We start from the raw sequence: 17,503 nt of genomic DNA on the forward strand, positions 1-17,503 counted from the left end.
GGGATGGACATGGAAAATGTTGTCGATGCACGCGGCCTGAACCACTGGTTCGGCAGCGGTGAGGTGAAGAAGCAGGCGCTGTTCGACGTGAACCTGACGTTGAAGCGCGGCAGCTTCACGGTGCTGATGGGGCCATCCGGGTCCGGCAAGACCACGGTGCTGACGCTGATCGGCTGCCTGCGCGGCGTGCAGGATGGGTCGGTGCGCCTGCTGGGTCAGGAACTCAACGGCGCGACCGAGGCGCATCTGGTTGCCCTGCGCCGCCGTCTTGGGTTCATCTTTCAGGCCCATAACCTGCACGAAAGCCTGACCGCGACGCAAAACGTGATGATGGGCGTGCAGGTGCTTGGCAGCGTGCCGGACGCGACCGCGAAACAGGCGGCGATCCATGCGCTTGGTCTGGTCGGCCTGTCGGACCGCACCGATTACCTGCCGGCAAACCTGTCTGGCGGGCAGAAACAGCGCGTGGCCGTGGCGCGGGCGCTGGTGGGGAATCCGGCGCTGGTTCTGGCGGACGAACCGACCGCTGCGCTGGACAAGGACAGTGCTGCCGATGTTGTGGATCTGCTCAAACGGATGGGTTCCGCGCGGGGGACAACCACGCTACTCGTCACGCATGACAACCGGATCCTTGACCGCGCCGACCGTATCCTCACACTTGAAGACGGGCGCATCGTGAAGGTTGAGGACCGAACCTGACGTGGGCCGCTGCGCGCAGACGAGGGCGGTTTCGTGACCAGCGCCCAAAGCCTACCTCGACTGCGCTGGCACCGCAGACAAATCCTCTTCAGCCGATCCCATGCAGCGTCTTGGTTTCCAGGTAGTCTTCCAATCCCATCAACCCTCCTTCGCGGCCGTTGCCGGACTGTTTGTAGCCGCCGAAGGGTGAGCCATAGTTGAAGCCACCACCATTGATATGGATCGCCCCCGCGCGCAGGCCTGCGGCGACCCGAAGCGCCCGATCCGGATTACCGGTCTGCACATAGGCGGCAAGCCCATAGGGCGTGTCGTTCGCAATCTCGATAGCGTCAGCTTCATCGTTGAATGGAATGATGACGAGCACAGGGCCGAAGATCTCTTCTTGCGCGACGCGCATGTCGTTTGACACATCGGCGAAAATCGTAGGCTTGGCGAACCATCCGGTCGTGATCCCCTCGGGCTTGCCAAGGCCCCCGGCCAGAAGCCTCACACCTTCGGCAAGACCAACCTCTATCATGGCCTGCACGCGGTCGTATTGGATCTTGTCAAAGAGCGGCCCGATATGGTCGCCCGCCTGCTCGGGGTCGCCGACCGTGATGGCATCCGCAGTCCGTTTGGCGATCAGAAGGGCATCGTCGTAGCAGGCGCGTTCGACCAGAAGGCGGGTCGGCGCGTCGCAGGACTGCCCCGTATTGAACATGCATTCCCGGACCGAAGCCGCCACCCGCGCCTCAAGATCGCAGTCGGCGAAGACCAGGTTCGGCGACTTGCCTCCCAGTTCCAGCGTCACGCGCTTGACCGTCTCGGCCGAGTCACGGGTGACAGCGATCCCGGCCCGGGTCGAGCCTGTAAAGGACATCATCTGGATGTCAGGGTGGCGCGACATTGCCGCCCCCACCGTCGGTCCATCCCCATTCACCAGGTTGAACACCCCCGGCGGATATCCCGCCTCGTCAATGATCTCGGCATAGATCATCGCCGAGATCGGCGTGTGTTCTGACGGCTTGAGGACGCAGGTCGATCCTGTGGCCAGCGCAGGAATGACCTTGAGCGCAATCTGGTTCATCGGCCAGTTCCACGGTGTGATCAGCCCGCAGACACCGATCGGTTCACGCAAAAGGATGTCACCATTGGCGAGCACCTTGCGTTGCTCAAGCCCTTCCAGCGCGGCGATGAAGCCTTGGAGATGGCCGATTGCCGCATCCGCCTGGGCAGACCGCGCCATGGTGATCGGCGCACCCATCTCCATCCGCATGGCTTGCGCCAGATCCTCCAAACGCCTTTCGGTCGCCACCTTCAACCGGTGCAGCAGATCAAGCCTCTCCTGCCGGGATGTGGAGGCAAAGGCCGCGAAGGCGGCCTTTGCCGAAGCTACGGCCCGATCCACGTCCTCTGAGTTGCCCATGGCAACGGTGCCGATCTGCGCCTCGGTCGCCGGGTTCAGAACCGGCAGGGTGGCAGAAGACATAGGCTCGACCCACTGCCCATCGATGTAGAAACTTGTCAGGTTCCGCATTTGCCCTGTCCTTTTGTCAGCGAGCCTTGGCGATGGCGGTTTCGGTCAAAGCAACGACCTCGGCCAGAGTGGCGGCACGGGGGTTGGTGCGGGCGGCACTGTCTTTCAGAGCCTTTGCGGCGATCCTTGCGGCACAATCGGCAGGCACGCCGATCTCGGCCAGCGACTTCGGAATCCCGATCTGGTCAAGCATGCCCTCGACCGCTGCAATGAAGCCCTCAACAGACGTGTCGGGCAGGCCCATCGCCTGCGCCATTCGGCGGACCTTTTCCTCCTGTCCGGGCAGGTTGAAGCGCAGCACTACCGGCAGAAGGATTGCATTGGTCAGGCCGTGCTGGGTGTTGAATTCGGCGCCCACCATGTGGGAAATCGCATGGACAAGGCCCAAGCCCTTCAGGAAAGCGATCCCGGCAAGGCAGGAGCCCGTCAGCATCGCGCCGCGTGCGGTCAGGTTCTGCGGCTCTTCTACAGCCACGGGTAGCCACTTTGCGATGAGGGCCAGCCCTTCCAGTGCCAGGCCATCACACAAGGGATGGAAACCCGGCACAAGATAGGCCTCGATGGCATGAACCAGCGCATCGGCCCCGGTCCAGGCAGTGAGGGTTCTGGGCAACCCGACTGTCAGTTCCGGGTCCAGCAGGGCCAGAGCGGGCTTAAGGTCCGGGTGCCAGACGCAGAACTTCATGCCCTTGGCCGCGTGGGTGACCATGGCAGTGCTTTCGGTTTCCGCCCCGGTGCCAGCGGTCGTGGGGATGGTGATCAAAGCGGGAAAGCGCTGGCCCTGCCCCATGACCGGCACTGGCTGTTCGTATTCAAAGGCCCAGAGATCAAGATCGTTGCGGGCCATAAGGCAAATCGCCTTGGCGCCATCCATGGCACTGCCACCACCGATCGCGATGATCGCGTCATGGCTGCCCGCCAGGAAGGCCGCGCGCCCCGTCTCGATCTCGCCATCAATCGGATTGGGAGAAATGTCCGAAAACAGGGCCGCCTTCAGCCCTGCATCCTGAAGCAAGGAATGCAGCAGTGCGATGAAGGGCAGGTCACGACTGCCGTGATCCGTCACAATCAGGGGATTGCGGATGCCCAAGCCAATGCAGCGCTGCCCGATCTCGGCCAGCCGTCCCGGCCCATAGGCAATCGGCACCGGAAATCCCCAATCATGCGGAGCCAGCATCGTCGGGTCATCTGTTTTCATCGTCTTGAGGTCCTTTTGATCAGCGCATGCCGCCGTGAATTGGTCGAAGTGTAAGGGCCGTCATCTGGCCCCGAAGCCCAGGGCTGCCTGGCGATTGCGGCTCCATCCGCTGGTCATGCGGTCGGCGATGATGGCGATGATCGCAATGGCAAGGCCCGCGATCAGGCCTTGGCCGACGTTTCCGTCGGTCAGCGCGATGTAGACGGTCTGTTCCAGCCCGGCTGCACCCACAAGTGCAGCAATCACCAGCATGGCAATGCCATGGAGAATGGTCTGGTTCAGCCCCAGCATCATGACCGGCAACGCCAGAGGGATCTTCACCTGCCAGAGCATCTGGCGTGGCGTCGCCCCGATCATGCGCGCTGCCTCGATCACCGTTTCCGGCAGGCCGCGCAACCCGTGTTCGCCGTAGCGGATGGCAGGTACGATGGCATAGGCAATGATCGCCAGAAGGGCGGTGAAGTCGCCGATCTTGAAGACCATGACGAAGGGGATCAGGATCACGAACAGGGGCATGGTCTGCAGCGTGTCATTGATCGGCCGGACGATGGCGGAAACCCGGTCATTCTGGGCGGCCCAGATGCCGATGGCAGTGCCAAGGGTGAAGGCGATCACCACGGCAATGCCGCAGAGGTAGATCGACAGAACGGCGGCGGGCCAGTTGCCGGTCACGACGATGAACAGCAGCCCCATGGCCGTGCCAGTCGCCATGGGCGCCCCACCAATGCCATGGGCTACAAGGGCAATGATCAGAATTAGCGCGGGCCAAGGAAGGCCGGTAAGCCCAAAATAGATGATGACGGCAAAGATCAGGACGGCGATTCCGATCTTCGGGCTCCCGCGTCGGGACGACCACAGGGCAAGCGCAATCATGCCTGCGGCATAGGTCAACTGGTGCAAAGGGGTCAGTGCAAATCCCCAGGTAAAGGGACTGACCGCGCCTTGGAGGCCGATCTTTGCAGGCAGCATCACGAAGTAGAAGGCGGCCGTCTTTACCATTTCTATCTGGGTGCGGAAGGTCGTGATAAAGCTGCTCAGGGCTTCGTTCATCATCGGGGCCGGGTTGAAGCGAAACGCAGCGGGCCAATCATTCAGGATCGGGGCCACCAGCGACGCGCCATAAACCAGCACTGCCCCCAACGCCGCGATCAGCCAAAGGCGCCGACGGTGGGTCGTCTGGCCCGGCCGGTCCGACCCTTCGGCAAAACTGCTTGACACGCGGTCGATCACCATCGCCATCAGCGCGATCACCAGGCCGACCAGCAGGCTTTCGCCGAACTGCGCCTTGCGGATTGTCGACAGCACCTCCCAGCCAAGGTCCGCCGTTCCGCCGATGACCGAGGCGATGATCACCATGGAAAGCGAGGCCATCGTCGCCTGATTGACCCCGAGCATAAGCTGACGCCGCGCCGAGGGGACGCGGACCTGCCAGAACAGCTGCCGCCCCGTGGCCCCGGCCATAAGGCCGGATTCAATCACCTCTGGCGCGACACTGCGCAGACCGACAAGGGTGTTCCGCACCATCGGGGGGAAGGAATAGAGGATGCTGGAAATCAGCCCGACCACCGTGCCAAAGCCAAAAAGCATCAGGATTGGCAGAAGATAGGCGAATGTCGGCACAGTCTGCAGGATGTCCAGCGTCGGCATGATGATGCGCTCTGCCCGGCGAGAACGGAACCCCCAGACGCCGATCGCAAAGCCCACAAGGATCGCTGAAGGGACCGAGATCGCTACCAAGGACAAGGTATTCATCCCGGCGTCCCAGGCGCCGATCACCAGCATGTAGGCCGATGCTCCGAGGGTGAACAGCGCCAGCCGCCAGCCCGAAGCGGCATAGGCCGCGAGGCAGAACAGGAACATGGCCACCGACCAGGGCAGCGCCTGAAGCACCTGCTGGATGCCCTTGATCGGGCATTCCAGAAGGGCCGACATGCCCTGAAAGAGCCAGGCAAAATGCCGGACAATCCAGTTTGATACGGCGTTCAGGAGGTCTGCTACGGGTAGGATCCCTGTTTCGGGATAGGTCGCCAACCAGTCCAGACGGCCTTGCAGGAAAACGCCGATCAGGGTGACGGCAATTGCGCCAAGCCAGAGCATTGCGGTGCGATCGAACCAAGCCATCATTTTCCTGACGCGCTGCCGGAGGGATTGGCGACCGCGCAGCCAGGGGCGAGCGACGCAGCAAGGCCCCGAGCGGTTGCCATCCCCAGAACGGCACCGTCAAGGCCTTCCACAATCACACCAGCTGCGCTGCCAAGATCGGGCAGCAGACTTGCGACAGGGGCATCTTCAGCCACACGGCGCAGGCCCTCCATGGACCCGGCTGCCGGCTCCATGATGTCGATGGCCCGCAGGATGCTTTCCCACGGCACATCCTGCGTGAAAGCGCGGATGTAGTCGTCCGCAGGGTTCAGGATCAGATCGATGGGCCGCCCGATCTGCACCACCGCACCATCCCGCATGATGGCCATGCGGTCAGCGATCCGCAGCGCCTCTTGGAAATCATGGGTGATGAACACAATGGATTTGCGCAGCTTTGCCTGGATGCGGAGGAATTCGTCCTGCATCTGCTTGCGGATCAAGGGATCAAGCGCCGAAAAGGGCTCGTCCAGAAACCAGACATCGGGCTCGACCGCCAGCGAACGTGCGATTCCGACACGCTGCTGTTGTCCGCCTGACAACTCGTTCGGGAAGTTGCGCTCGCGACCCGTGAGGCCCACAAGCTCGATCACCCGCGCGGCGCGGGCGCGACGTTCGTCCTCGCCCAGCCCCTGCAGCTTCAGCGGGAAGGCGATGTTGTCGATCACGTTCAGATGCGGCATCAGACCGAAGCTCTGGAACACCATGCCCATCTTGTGACGACGGATCTCGATCAACTCGGCGGTGGACTTCTTCAACAGATCTTCGCCGTCCAGCAGGATCGCCCCCGCCGTGGGCTCCACAAGCCGTGACAGACAACGCACGATGGTCGACTTTCCCGACCCCGACAGCCCCATGATGACGAAGATCTCGCCCTCATGGACATCAAAGCTTACATCGGCATTGGCGACGATGTGGCCCTTGGCGCGGATCCCGGCAGCCTTTGCCGCAGGATCGTCCGTCCCTGTCGATACGGGCGTGAAGAAACGATCCGGATGTGGCCCGTAGACCTTCCAGACATTCCGGCAGGACAGCCGGACCGGGCCAAGGTCAGTGTGTGTTGACTTCATGACGAACTCCCGGGGGGCCTACGGGGCGACGCTCGGCAGGGGCCGCTGGCCTTTGGCGCCCCGGCCTCTGCAAAGGCGGGTCGAAGCTGTGCCAGGCACGGGGCTCCGACCAGCAGTATCAGGACGGTTCAGACTACTGCAGGGCCTGCTCGATCCAGAGTTTCCAGGTGGGCTCGTTGTTGGCGATCCATTCCGCCACCACTTCATCCAGATCACGGCCCTTCTGGTCGATCTCCAGAATCATGGCGTTCTGGTCCTTGTTGGTGATCGTCATGGCAGTCAGCATCTTGAAGGCGCCGGGCCATTTCCCTTCGAACCCGCCCCAGGCCACTTTCAGGACATTCGGCTGGACAAAGCCACATGCGGTATCTTTGGTCTGGCTTTCGGCTTCGGTCGCATCCGTGCAGGATCGGCCCTCTGCTCCCCATTCAATCCACTTGAGGTCATGTTCGGCAAAGATCCAGTGCGGCGCCCACCACCGCATCACGATGGGTTGCCTGGCAGCATAGGCCGCCTGAAACTCGGCCATCATCGCGCCTTCGCTGCCGCCCGGTACAGCGACGATCGGCGCACCGATCGCCTTGATCAGGTCAGCGTCAAACGTACCCCAGTCGGCCGGATAGGCAATCAGGCGACCGTTCGGAAAGGTCTCTGGCGTTGCAAAGAGCTGGGCGCAATCCCAGAGGGCGGTGTAGCTGGGTAGGCTTGGGCAGCTCTCTTCCAGATAGGCGGGATACATGAAATCCTGCCAGCCATCGAGCCCGATCTCACCGACGATCTTGATGTCACCAGCAGCGACGGCCGTGGGATAGATGTCGCCAATCAGGTTGTCCCAGACTTCGGGCTGGAAATGCAGGTTGCCATTGGCGAGGCCGACGAACTGAGGCACCGCCCCCGCACTGACGTATTCGACCGTGTAGCCCATGGACTTGAGCAGCTCACCGGCAATCTTTGCCGAGGTGAACTGGCCGGTCCAGTCATTCAGGACGATCTTGATCGGATCGCCGGATTCAGGAACCGATTGGGCGACAGCAACAGATGCCGGCGCAAGCAAGGTGGTGGCAACAAGAGCTGCCCTGAGCGTTGCAAACATGTCTTCCTCCCAGAAGGTGACGTCTTCGCGTCCGGCTTGAATACCGGAGCGTTTTTAATTTATCGTATCTATAAACTTACTCTTGGTCAGTATTTGATGTCAAAGAATATTTCATGCCCTTCAGGGCAGACTTTCATACAGGCAGGCCATTGGTATCGCTGCCCAAGCAGACGTTGTGCGCGTCACATTCTGGAAAGGTACTTGAGATGCCTCGGCATCACCTGCATCCGATATCCTGACTCAAAGGGTAAAGGCCCTTGCCCAATCCCTCAGTCGTTTGGTCGCACGCGCGCGGCCGTACCCTTGGCGAAGGCGTCAAGACGCTCGCGGGCAGCAGGTTGGGTATTGACGACCCCGGCGATGACCGCTTCGGCATAGGCGGCATCGAGGGCAGACATGTTGCCAAGATGACTGATGGCCGAGCAGATGGCAAAGTTCGTCAGTGGCAGGTTCCGGGCCGCCTTGCGCGCCAGGGCAACGGCTGCATCAAGGCTTGATCCCTCGACAAGGTATTGGGCGAGGCCAACCTCGACAGCCTCTGGACCCTGATAGACGCGGCCCGTCAACATCATGTCGATCATCCGCGCCTTGCCGACAAGGCCTGCCACCCGGATGGTGGCCCCGCCCCCGGTGAACAGCCCGCGCTGGCCTTCGGGCAGAGCAAAATAGGTAGAGGCATCGGCGATGCGGATGTGGGCGGCGCTTGCCAGTTCCAGACCGCCACCAACGACCGCGCCCTTCAACGCCGCGATGATCGGGACGCCGCCATACTCCATCTTGTTGAACGCCTCGTGCCAGCGCAGGCACAGGTGCATGAAGTCAGCCGGGCCGCGATCAGCGTCATGGTGTTCCACCAGATCAAGACCGGCGCAGAAATGCGCGCCCTCCGCCGTCAGCACCACAGCCCGGACGCCGGCGCGTGGCACAGCCGAAAACAGCGTCACCAGCGCCTCGACTGTCTCGGCATTCAGGGCATTGCGCTTGGCCGGGCGGCTGAGTGTCACGATCAGCACCCCGTCGTCCTGTTGTTCCAGGGCCAGATTGGGCAGAGTCAGAGTGGCGAGATCGACGGTCATTCTTTGGCTTTCAATTCAGTGCTGTCAGGCGTTCAGGTCGATGACGGTGCGACCCTTGATCTGGCCCGCCAGTATCTCTCGGCCCAGACGCGGCAGGTCATCCAGGGTTGCCATGGTGATCATCGCTTCAAGCTTGTCCATTGGCATGTCGGTGGCGACCCGCGCCCAGGCTGCCTGCCGGTTGGCAAAGGGCTGCATCACGCTGTCGATCCCCAACAGGTTGACCCCCCGCAGCAGGAAGGGGATGACCGTTGCAGGCAGAGCTGCCCCGCCGGCAAGGCCCACGGCGGCGACCGAGGCGCCGTATTTCATCTGGCCCAGAACCCGCGCCAGCATCGCGCCACCGACAGCATCCACGCATCCGGCCCAGGTCTCGGCTTCCAGCGGGCGCTTGACGGTCTCGGCCAGATCCCCGCGCGGCACAATGCGGGACGCGCCCAGCGATGTCAGGTAACCCTCAGTCTCGGGGCGGCCGGTCACCGCGGCCACCTCGTGTCCCAGATGCGCCAGCATGGCCACGGCCGCCGAGCCGACACCGCCAGCCGCGCCGGTCACCAGAACCGGCCCCTGACCGGGCTTCAGCCCATGCGCTTCAAGTGCCAGAATCGCCAGCATCGCGGTCAGACCTGCCGTGCCTACGGCCATTGCGGCCCTCGGGGTCAGCGCCGCTGGCAAGGGTACCAGCCAGTCAGCCTTGACCCGCGCCTTCTGGGCATAGCCACCCCAATACGCCTCGCCCACGCGCCAGCCGGTCAACACGACCTTGTCACCGGGGCTATAGCGCGCGTCGTCGCTGGCCTCCACCGTGCCGGCAAAGTCGATGCCGGGGACATGCGGATAATTGCGCACCAGCCCACCCCCGGAGCCAAGGCACAGCCCGTCCTTGTAGTTGACGGTGGAATATTCCACGCGGACCAGCACCTCGCCCGCGGGCAAGTCCGCTTCGGTCAGTGCCTTGACGGCGGCATGGGTTGTGCCTTCGGGGTCTTTTTCAACGACCAGTGCCTTGAACGTCATGTCTTTCTCCTTGACTGTGGTCACGCCAAAGGGCCAAGCGCCCGGGCGGTATCCCGCAGGATGAATTTCTGGATCTTGCCGGTAGCCGTTTTCGGAAGCTCTTGGAACACCACCGATTTCGGCGTCTTGAAGCCCGCGAGATGACTGCGGCAGAAGGCGATCACCTCGGCCTCGGTGGCCCCGGCCCCCTCGCGCAGTTCGACAAAGGCGCAAGGTGCCTCACCCCAGCGGTCATGCGGACGGGCGACCACGGCGGCAGCCTTGATGGCCGGATGGCGGTAAAGCACTGCCTCGACCTCGACCGACGAGACGTTTTCACCGCCTGAAATGATCACGTCCTTCAGCCGGTCGCGGATCTGGATATAGCCATCGGGATGCATGACGGCTGCATCACCCGACCAGAACCAGCCATCCTGAAACGCCGCCTCGGTCGCCGCGCCATCCTTGTAATAGCCCTTCATCACGGTATTGCCGCGAATGGCGATTTCGCCCTGCGTCAACCCGTCTGCGGGAACGTCGCGCCCCGTCTCGCGGTCGACAACGCGGATGCCTTCGACCATCGGGAAGGACACGCCCTGCATCGCCTGTTTCGCGGCCTGCCCGGCAGGGCCAAGGACAGCCCAGTCGTCCTGCCACAGGCATTGCGATATGTGGCCATAGGTTTCGGTCAACCCGTAAACCTGCATCACTTCCAGCCCAAGGGCCGCCGCCTTTTCCAGCACGGCAGGCGGCGGCGGGGCCCCTGCGGTCATAACCTTGACCTTTGGCGAGAACGCCACGGCACCGGGGCTTTCGCACAGCATCTGCAATATGACCGGAGCAGCCCCGAGATGCGTCACACCATGGTCGGTCATCGCCCGCAAAAGGGTTTCAGGCGCCATGTCGGCGGCGAAGATCACATGGCCGCCCACGATCGCCATGGCCCAGGGGTGGTTCCAGCCGTTGCAATGGAACATCGGCACCACCGACAGATAGGTGGGCCGCTGGGGCAAGGACCAGCCCGCGACCGTACCCATCGCCATCAGGTAGGCCCCGCGGTGATGATAGATCACGCCCTTGGGCCGGCCCGAGGTGCCGGAGGTATAGTTCAGCGTGATTGCCTGCCATTCATCAGCAGGCAGCACCCAGTCCATTGGTCTTTCCGTCAGCAGATCGTCATAGCTTGTTTCGGCAAACCCCGCTCCCGTACCGATGTCGATGCCAATGTCGATGACGGGCAGCGCCCGTCCCAACAGCGCGAAAGCCGCCCGCAGCACGGGCGCAAGCGTCGTGTCGGCGAGGACCAGACGGCAGTCTGAATGGTCAAGGATATAGGCGATTGTTTCGGGCTCAAGCCGCGTGTTGATGGTGTTCAGAACCGCCCCTGCCAAAGGAACTGCGTAATGCAACTCGAAAAGCTCTGGCCGGTTCGGTGACAGGACCGAAACGGTATCGCCCGCGCCGATGCCGCGCTTGGCAAGCCCCGCCGCAACAGACCGGACCCGCTCCGCCACCTCGGCCCATGTGCGCGTTTTGCCGCCAAAGCTGGTTGCAGGCAGACCGGCATAGACGGTCGAGGCCCTTTGCAGAAAGGACAGCGGCGAAAGGGCGACATGATTTGCCTCGCCCCGGGGGGGTGCCTCGAAATGCGTGCGCATGGCTCAGGTCGGGCCGTGCCAGTCGATCTGGCAGATCTCGGCCGAACGGCCGTCGAAGTCCCAGACCCGGCCATGGGCGCGAACCTTGCCCTTGTTGGCGGTGGCAATGGTGATGTCGGGGCCCATCCAGTAACCGGTATTGGTGACCATCACCTCCTTGTCCGGATCCGGGCCGCCGATCGGTTCGATCTCGCCCTGAATGAACTTGCCCACCATCAGGCGGCGCTTGCGGCCTTCGGTTTCGAAAATGACCGGCGCGCGCTGCGCTCCCAGAAACTCGGAAACCAGCATCGAGAACAGACCCGTCGTGCCGCGCACCTTGCCCGAGAAGATATCCAGCAAGCCGTCATAGGCCTTTTCGGACGCCCGCTCATCGATGTAGGCGGCGGCCTTCCAGTTGCCGCGCCCCATGTTGCCCGGAATGTCCAGCACCATGCCGATGTTCAGACCGCCAAGGTTTTCGCCGTCGAAATGCCCTTCGTCGATGCGCACGCCCATCCAGGCCTGGCAATAGCCCTCGGTCGGGGGGTGCTTGCCCAGCGACACCACGCAGGGGCAGAACACGGTGCAGTTGCAGTTCAGGATCAGTTCACCTTTGAGGCGCCATTCCGGCAGAGCTTTGGACATTCTTCATCCTCCCGATGAGAAAACAGAGACGACTTGGACTGCTGCGCCGATCAACAGCGCGGCTCCAAGCGGTTTTGTAAGGTAACGCCCGACCTCGGGCAGTTTCTCCAAGACCATGAACAGGGTTGCGGCACCCATCCACAGAAGGTTCATGGCACCGCCAACAAGCCCCAGAAGCATCAGAAGCCAGCAGCAGCCGACACACCAGACGCCCAGCCGCGCACCCATGGCGAGGGCGGGCTTCGTCCCCGGAGCCCAATGCTCCATGAAGAACATCAGGGGGTGTCGGCACTTGGCAAGGCAAGCTTCCTTGGCCGCGCTGAACTGATAGGCCCCGGCCCCGGCCAAAAGGCCCGCCGACACCCATGGCGACAGGCTCTGCCCGGCTCCAGTCATCGCGCCAGCCTTGGCAAGCCCCAGTTGCAGGGCCGACGCCAGGGCGGAAAAAACCAGCCAGACTGCGCCATAACCAATCACCAGCGCCGTCATCGATGCCCCGTCGGTCGCCCGGACCGACCCAAGCTCTCCAAAGACCCGGACCGCTGGAACGAAAGTCGGCAGCATCATCGCCGCCGACATCAGGCCCCACATGGCGAAAAGCGCCATGGGATCGGCATTTTCGGCCGAGATGCACAAGGCCGCCCAATACTCTGCCGCCGTCAGGCCCGGCATCGGCGATGCCGTCATCTGCATCAGGCCAGCCCATCCCAGCAGGATCGCAGCATAAAAGCCCAACCAGAACAGCCACCGGCCAAGGGAGCCGCGGGGGAAGGTCGCGATCAATGGGGATTGCTCCCGCATCACACGAACGGAATATCGACGAGCTTGCCCGCCGTAGGGCCGCCTACGCGGGCTACCGTGACCTCGGTGCCAACGGGAATCGCGGCATCAATCAGCACAAAGCCGATGTTGGCCTTCATCCGCCAGGACCAGACGCAGTTCGTCAGCATCCCGATGCGGGTGCCGTTCAGCATGACATCCTCGCGCCGGACGCCCAACGGCGCAGGCAGGTCACCCTCCAGCACGATCCCGAGCTGGTGACGTTTGACCCCTTCCGCCTTGATCCGCCGCAAGGCCTGTACGCCGATGGTATCATCGGGGACATGAAGATCGACGTACTTCTCCAGCCGCACCTCGAAAGGGTTGGTGTCATCATCCGTATCGCCGCCAACGGATACCAACCCGCTTTCCACCCGTTCAGGCGTGGCAGGCGCGCCCGGGCCAATGCCCCATGGCTGACCCGCTTCCTTGAAAATGTTCCAGAGCTTTGTACCCTTGGAGCCATCCTTGAGGTAAATCTCGAACCCGCCCTGCTTCGACCAGCCTGATCGCTGGACGGCGACAGGAATGCCGTCAATCTCGGTTTCCTTGAACCAGAAGTATTTCAGCCCACGCACCCAGGCGCCCAGCACATGCGCCAAGACATCCTCGGCCTTGGGGCCTTGCAGGGCCATGGGCGACACATCGGGTTCGCAGATCTCGACATTCAGCCCACGCTCGGCGGCGATGGACCTGGCCCAAAGCTCGACATCACTGTCGGCGATGGACAGCCAGAACATGTCATCGGCCAGCTTCAAGAGGATGGGATCGTTGAAGATCGTCCCCCGGTGATCGCAGATCGCGACATACTTTCCCTGACCGACCTTGCAGGTTGAAAGGTCGCGGACCGCCAGAATCTGCGCCAGCCGGGCCGCGTCCGGACCCTTCAACTGCACTTGCCGCTCGACCCCCACGTCCCACTGCGACACGCCGTTGATCAGCCGCCAGTATTCTCCTTCGGGATCGCCAAAGGACGTCGGCATGATCATGCGATTGTAGACGTTCGCTGTTTTCAGCCCCTCCGCAACAGCAGACTCGAAGAACGGGGAAGGTCTGATGCGGGTACTGGGTTGAAATGAAAACATGTCTTGCTCCAGGGGTTTGATGCACTTGATGCTTTCGGGGGGGCTTGCGTCAAACGACGTTTTCCGGGGTAATGCCCCTACAAAAAGTTATGCGTCTGTTGGGAATAGCCATGAAGTCCGACTTGCCCCCCCTGACCTGGCTGCGCGCTTTCGAGGCCGCCGCCCGCACGCTCAGCTTCACCAATGCGGGCGCAGAGCTGAACCTGACCCAGGCGGCGGTTTCCAAGCATGTGAAGGCGCTTGAATTGTACCTGCATCAGCCCCTTTTCATCCGCCGCCCCCGCAGTCTTGAACTGACAAAATTGGGCGAGGCCTATCTGCCCAAGGTCCAGGACGCGCTGGAACGGCTCGCCACCGGCACGCGCGAGGTGTTTGGACGGCGACGCAGTCAGGTTCTGACCCTGCGCTGTGCGGTGTCCTTCGCGGTCTACTGGCTGTCGTCGCGGCTGCCCGCCTTTCTGGATGCGTATCCGGATGTTCAGGTCCGGGTGATTTCCAGCGTCTGGAACGACCCGTTCGACAAGGATGCCTTCGATCTGGATATCCAGTATGGGACCGGCGATTGGCCGGGGTTTTCCCACACTCGCCTGACGCGGGATACGATCACCCCTCTATGCGCCCCGGGACTTGCCGGGCGGAACGCTTTGCAAAGCCCGGCTGACCTGCGCCATCATCGACTTCTTCATGTGATGGGCTACCAGGAAGGTTGGGGCGTGTGGCTCAACGCGGCCGGCGCACGCGGCGTCGATCCCGGTCAGGGCCTGCATCTGGACACGTCGCTGACTGCGTTCCGGATCGCGGCCGACGGGGGCGGCATCGCCCTGGGGCGCAGTTCGTTGGCAGCTGAAGATCTGGTGGCAGGTCGCCTGATTGCGCCTTTCGCCCTCAAGGTTCCAATCGACGAGGCTTTCTATCTTCTGGAACCACAGATCCGACCAGCGCATCCGTTCCGCGATGTGTTCGCCAGTTGGATCAAAGGGCAAGCCTCAGCGCAACTTCCCGGTGTTTCTTGATCATCAGTTGTCTTTCTCAACGAAGATGGGGGGATTCTGTTCGCCTGAAAGCACAGTCAGAACAGGATATCAGCCAAGCGGCTCAACCCCGGGACAGACCCGCCCGGAGCCTTCCCGGCGTCCCGGCGAAAGCCAAGGCATTTGTCATGGCAAAGGCTCCGGACAAGGACCGTTCAATTCTCTGGGGTGGATAATGTGCCGAACCGGACTCTACTTGCCGCGGACTTCGACAGGGCCGAAGCAGAATGCGCTGGAAAATCAGATTTGAAGGAACGGATGAAGTCGCTCACGGTCGCCAAGAGCGCCAGTGTGTGCGACGTGGATTACCTGAAAGAAGCACGATCAGAATCCGGCGCGAGAACATTCAGTTGTTCAGAAATCTCGCGCACCCGCGCACTGTTGTCGGGCGCAAGTCGACCATCAAGCATGTGCAGGTTGTTCTCGAAGCCTACCCTTGCCTTGCCGCCTTGCGACAAGGCGTATCTCAGGCAGGCGGTTTCGGCCTGCCCGAAGGCGCAGACCGCCCAGTCCGGGCGCAGTCCGGCGTTCTGTGCGGCGTCAAGAAAGGGGGCAAGCATCGCGGGATTGGATTGCTGCCCTGAGGAATACCGCCCCAGCACAAAGAGAACCTGCACGTCACTCACAGGCACCGTGCCGGCAGCGATTTCTGCCGCAAGCGTCCCCACTTGCGTGGCATCGTAGAGGATATGCTGCACCGCCACACCGGCCTCTGAAAGCGCATGATAGCTGCGCCGCGCCGCCGCCCGGTCGCCATCGGCCAGCATCTCGGCCAAGGCAATCGAGACACCTTCGGGCGTGATCTCTCGCAAGAGTGCACGTTGCTGGGTCGCAGTGAAGAAACCGGCGGATTCAGTCGTGATCTGCACTGGCATCGCAGGGATTGCCCGCGCCATTTCTGCAATCAACTCACGGTAAAGCCCCGCATCCAGAACATGCGCTTCGGCTGCATCGCGCACATGGGCGTGGATCGCCCCGGCCCCCATGGCATGGCAGGCGCGGGCCGTTTCCACGATCTCGGGTATGGTCACCGGCAGAGCCGGGTGATCCGCCTTGCCGCGCCGCGCGCCATTGGGGGCAACCATAATTGTGGGCAGGGGGCAAAGGCGGCTCATGTGGCCAAGGCGCCGTCAATCGCGTGAGACAGCTTGTCCACCAGTTCGCCAATCTGGTCGGGTGAAATGATGAAGGGCGGGGCAAGCAGGATATGGTCGCCGCGCTGGCCGTCGATTGTTCCACCCATCGGATAGCAGATCAGCCCTGCCTCCATGGCGCGGGTCTTGATCTGCGCGTACAGCTTGCGCGCGGGGTCGAACGGTACCTTGGTCTCACGGTCCGCGACCAGTTCGACCCCGCGAAACAGCCCGCGCCCTCGGATATCCCCGACATGGTGGTGCTGGCCAAATCGGTCGCGCAGGGCCGTGTCCAGCAGCACGCCCATCTCCTGCACCCGCGCGAGCAAGTCCCTGCGATGGATCGCGCGCAGCACCGCCCCGGCCCCGGCAGCGGCCATGGCGTGCCCCATATAGGTATGACCGTGCTGGAAAAACCCCGACCCTGCCGCAATCGCATCATGGATCGCGCCCGAGGTCAGCAACGCGCCAATCGGCTGATAGCCCGCGCCCAGCCCCTTGGCCACGGTGATCATGTCGGGGGCCACGCCATCTTCGGTGCAGGCGTAAAGATGCCCTGTGCGGCCCATGCCACACATCACCTCGTCGAGGATCAGCAAGACGCCGTAACGGTCACATATCTCGCGGATGCGCGGCAAATAGCCGGGAACGGCAGGCACCGCGCCCATGGTCGCGCCCACCACGGGTTCGGCGACAAAGGCCATCACCGTCTCAGGCCCGAGCCGCAGGATTTCCGATTCCAGCTCATCGGCAACGCGCGCGCCATAGGCAGGCAGGCTTTCGCCCTCATGCCGGTTGCGGTAGTCGTAGCAGGGCGAGATATGGCTGGTTTCCACCAGAAGCGGCGCGAACTGCGCCCTCCGCCAGGCATTGCCGCCCGCCGCCAGCGCGCCCAGCGTATTGCCATGATAGCTTTGCCGCCGCGCAATCACCCGGTGCCGCGCGGGCTGGCCGATTTCCATGAAATACTGCCGTGCGAGCTTGATTGCCGCCTCGACCGCCTCGGACCCGCCCGAAACCAGATAGACCCGCGAAATGCCTTCCGGCGCGGCGGCGATCAGCAGGTCGGCAAGGTCTTCGGCGGGATCCGAGGTGAAAAACCCGGTATGGGCAAAGGCCAGCCGGTCCAACTGCGCATGAAGCGCGGCGCGCACGTCCGGGTCGGAATGGCCCAGACAGGACACCGCCGCCCCGCCCGAGCCGTCGAGATAGCGCTTGCCCGTACTGTCGATCAAATAGCAGCCATCCCCTGCAGCGGCTGTCGGTAATTGACCCTTGGTGGTGCGCCCGAATACATGCCCCGGCATTTGGTCCCCCTATCTGTGCCGACCAAAGAGGCACAGGCGCTTTGCCTCGACAAGCC

The 17,503-nt window shown here is 62.7% G+C and carries 15 protein-coding genes; 2 read left to right on the plus strand and 13 right to left on the minus strand.

Annotation, left to right across the window (positions count from 1 at the left end; translation table 11 throughout):
- The first annotated feature begins 9 nt into the window (after positions 1-9).
- Positions 10-699, plus strand: a complete 690-nt coding sequence (locus QUV21_RS06225) for an ATP-binding cassette domain-containing protein (protein WP_300853764.1) — start codon at positions 10-12, stop codon at positions 697-699.
- A gap of 88 nt (positions 700-787) precedes the next feature.
- Here QUV21_RS06225 and QUV21_RS06230 read toward each other — a convergent pair whose 3' ends face one another.
- The 11 genes from QUV21_RS06230 to QUV21_RS06280 all read right to left on the minus strand — a co-directional run bounded on the left by QUV21_RS06230 (position 788) and on the right by QUV21_RS06280 (position 13,976).
- Positions 788-2,215, minus strand: a complete 1,428-nt coding sequence (locus tag QUV21_RS06230; protein WP_300853765.1) for an aldehyde dehydrogenase family protein — start codon at positions 2,213-2,215, stop codon at positions 788-790.
- A gap of 16 nt (positions 2,216-2,231) precedes the next feature.
- The gene (locus tag QUV21_RS06235; protein WP_300853766.1) at positions 2,232-3,413 is read right to left on the minus strand and encodes an iron-containing alcohol dehydrogenase; all 1,182 of its coding nucleotides are present in this window, start codon (positions 3,411-3,413) and stop codon (positions 2,232-2,234) included.
- A gap of 60 nt (positions 3,414-3,473) precedes the next feature.
- Positions 3,474-5,534: an ABC transporter permease subunit gene (locus QUV21_RS06240; RefSeq protein WP_300853767.1), complete on the minus strand. Its 2,061-nt coding sequence runs from the start codon at positions 5,532-5,534 to the stop codon at positions 3,474-3,476.
- On the minus strand, positions 5,534-6,622 hold the full coding sequence (locus tag QUV21_RS06245; protein ID WP_300853768.1) for a betaine/proline/choline family ABC transporter ATP-binding protein: 1,089 nt from the start codon (positions 6,620-6,622) through the stop codon (positions 5,534-5,536). The genes QUV21_RS06240 and QUV21_RS06245 overlap by 1 nt, the downstream gene beginning before the upstream one ends.
- Positions 6,623-6,755: 133 nt before the next feature.
- Positions 6,756-7,715 (minus strand): ABC transporter substrate-binding protein, encoded by a 960-nt coding sequence (locus QUV21_RS06250; RefSeq protein WP_300853769.1) that lies wholly within the window; start codon positions 7,713-7,715, stop codon positions 6,756-6,758.
- A 269-nt stretch (positions 7,716-7,984) separates the two neighbouring features.
- Entirely contained in the window at positions 7,985-8,791 is an 807-nt protein-coding gene (locus QUV21_RS06255; protein ID WP_300853770.1) for a crotonase/enoyl-CoA hydratase family protein, read from the minus strand.
- Between the two features lie 24 nt (positions 8,792-8,815).
- Entirely contained in the window at positions 8,816-9,808 is a 993-nt protein-coding gene (locus QUV21_RS06260) for an MDR family oxidoreductase (protein WP_300853771.1), read from the minus strand.
- Positions 9,809-9,828: 20 nt separating this feature from the next.
- Positions 9,829-11,445, minus strand: a complete 1,617-nt coding sequence (locus tag QUV21_RS06265; RefSeq protein ID WP_300853772.1) for an AMP-binding protein — start codon at positions 11,443-11,445, stop codon at positions 9,829-9,831.
- 3 nt (positions 11,446-11,448) lie between these two features.
- The gene (locus QUV21_RS06270; protein ID WP_300853773.1) at positions 11,449-12,072 is read right to left on the minus strand and encodes a DUF1326 domain-containing protein; all 624 of its coding nucleotides are present in this window, start codon (positions 12,070-12,072) and stop codon (positions 11,449-11,451) included.
- 3 nt (positions 12,073-12,075) lie between these two features.
- Positions 12,076-12,855, minus strand: coding sequence for a DUF2182 domain-containing protein (locus tag QUV21_RS06275; protein WP_300853774.1), 780 nt, complete (start codon positions 12,853-12,855; stop codon positions 12,076-12,078).
- A 17-nt stretch (positions 12,856-12,872) separates the two neighbouring features.
- On the minus strand, positions 12,873-13,976 hold the full coding sequence (locus QUV21_RS06280; RefSeq protein ID WP_366907618.1) for a glycine cleavage T C-terminal barrel domain-containing protein: 1,104 nt from the start codon (positions 13,974-13,976) through the stop codon (positions 12,873-12,875).
- Positions 13,977-14,086: 110 nt separating this feature from the next.
- On the opposite strand from QUV21_RS06280, the gene QUV21_RS06285 reads away from it, so the two are divergent.
- Positions 14,087-14,989, plus strand: a complete 903-nt coding sequence (locus QUV21_RS06285; protein WP_300853776.1) for a LysR substrate-binding domain-containing protein — start codon at positions 14,087-14,089, stop codon at positions 14,987-14,989.
- A 323-nt stretch (positions 14,990-15,312) separates the two neighbouring features.
- Here QUV21_RS06285 and QUV21_RS06290 read toward each other — a convergent pair whose 3' ends face one another.
- Positions 15,313-16,122: a 3-keto-5-aminohexanoate cleavage protein gene (locus QUV21_RS06290; RefSeq protein WP_300853777.1), complete on the minus strand. Its 810-nt coding sequence runs from the start codon at positions 16,120-16,122 to the stop codon at positions 15,313-15,315.
- On the minus strand, positions 16,119-17,447 hold the full coding sequence (locus QUV21_RS06295; RefSeq protein WP_300853778.1) for an aspartate aminotransferase family protein: 1,329 nt from the start codon (positions 17,445-17,447) through the stop codon (positions 16,119-16,121). Before QUV21_RS06295 ends, QUV21_RS06290 begins: the two co-directional genes overlap by 4 nt.
- Positions 17,448-17,503: the final 56 nt, after the last annotated feature.

It is taken from the genome of Tabrizicola sp., from assembly GCF_030373185.1.
Classification (GTDB): Bacteria; Pseudomonadota; Alphaproteobacteria; order Rhodobacterales; family Rhodobacteraceae; genus Tabrizicola.

What these genes read in the sequence shown, in the direction of transcription:
- QUV21_RS06225 (WP_300853764.1), top strand. Translation starts at nt 10, where the DNA reads ATGGAAAATGTTGTCGATGCACGCGGCCTGAACCACTGGTTCGGCAGC.
- QUV21_RS06230 (WP_300853765.1), bottom strand. Translation starts at nt 2,215, where the DNA reads ATGCGGAACCTGACAAGTTTCTACATCGATGGGCAGTGGGTCGAGCCT.
- QUV21_RS06235 (WP_300853766.1), bottom strand. Translation starts at nt 3,413, where the DNA reads ATGAAAACAGATGACCCGACGATGCTGGCTCCGCATGATTGGGGATTT.
- QUV21_RS06240 (WP_300853767.1), bottom strand. Translation starts at nt 5,534, where the DNA reads ATGGCTTGGTTCGATCGCACCGCAATGCTCTGGCTTGGCGCAATTGCC.
- QUV21_RS06245 (WP_300853768.1), bottom strand. Translation starts at nt 6,622, where the DNA reads ATGAAGTCAACACACACTGACCTTGGCCCGGTCCGGCTGTCCTGCCGG.
- QUV21_RS06250 (WP_300853769.1), bottom strand. Translation starts at nt 7,715, where the DNA reads ATGTTTGCAACGCTCAGGGCAGCTCTTGTTGCCACCACCTTGCTTGCG.
- QUV21_RS06255 (WP_300853770.1), bottom strand. Translation starts at nt 8,791, where the DNA reads ATGACCGTCGATCTCGCCACTCTGACTCTGCCCAATCTGGCCCTGGAA.
- QUV21_RS06260 (WP_300853771.1), bottom strand. Translation starts at nt 9,808, where the DNA reads ATGACGTTCAAGGCACTGGTCGTTGAAAAAGACCCCGAAGGCACAACC.
- QUV21_RS06265 (WP_300853772.1), bottom strand. Translation starts at nt 11,445, where the DNA reads ATGCGCACGCATTTCGAGGCACCCCCCCGGGGCGAGGCAAATCATGTC.
- QUV21_RS06270 (WP_300853773.1), bottom strand. Translation starts at nt 12,072, where the DNA reads ATGTCCAAAGCTCTGCCGGAATGGCGCCTCAAAGGTGAACTGATCCTG.
- QUV21_RS06280 (WP_366907618.1), bottom strand. Translation starts at nt 13,976, where the DNA reads ATGTTTTCATTTCAACCCAGTACCCGCATCAGACCTTCCCCGTTCTTC.
- QUV21_RS06285 (WP_300853776.1), top strand. Translation starts at nt 14,087, where the DNA reads ATGAAGTCCGACTTGCCCCCCCTGACCTGGCTGCGCGCTTTCGAGGCC.
- QUV21_RS06290 (WP_300853777.1), bottom strand. Translation starts at nt 16,122, where the DNA reads ATGAGCCGCCTTTGCCCCCTGCCCACAATTATGGTTGCCCCCAATGGC.
- QUV21_RS06295 (WP_300853778.1), bottom strand. Translation starts at nt 17,447, where the DNA reads ATGCCGGGGCATGTATTCGGGCGCACCACCAAGGGTCAATTACCGACA.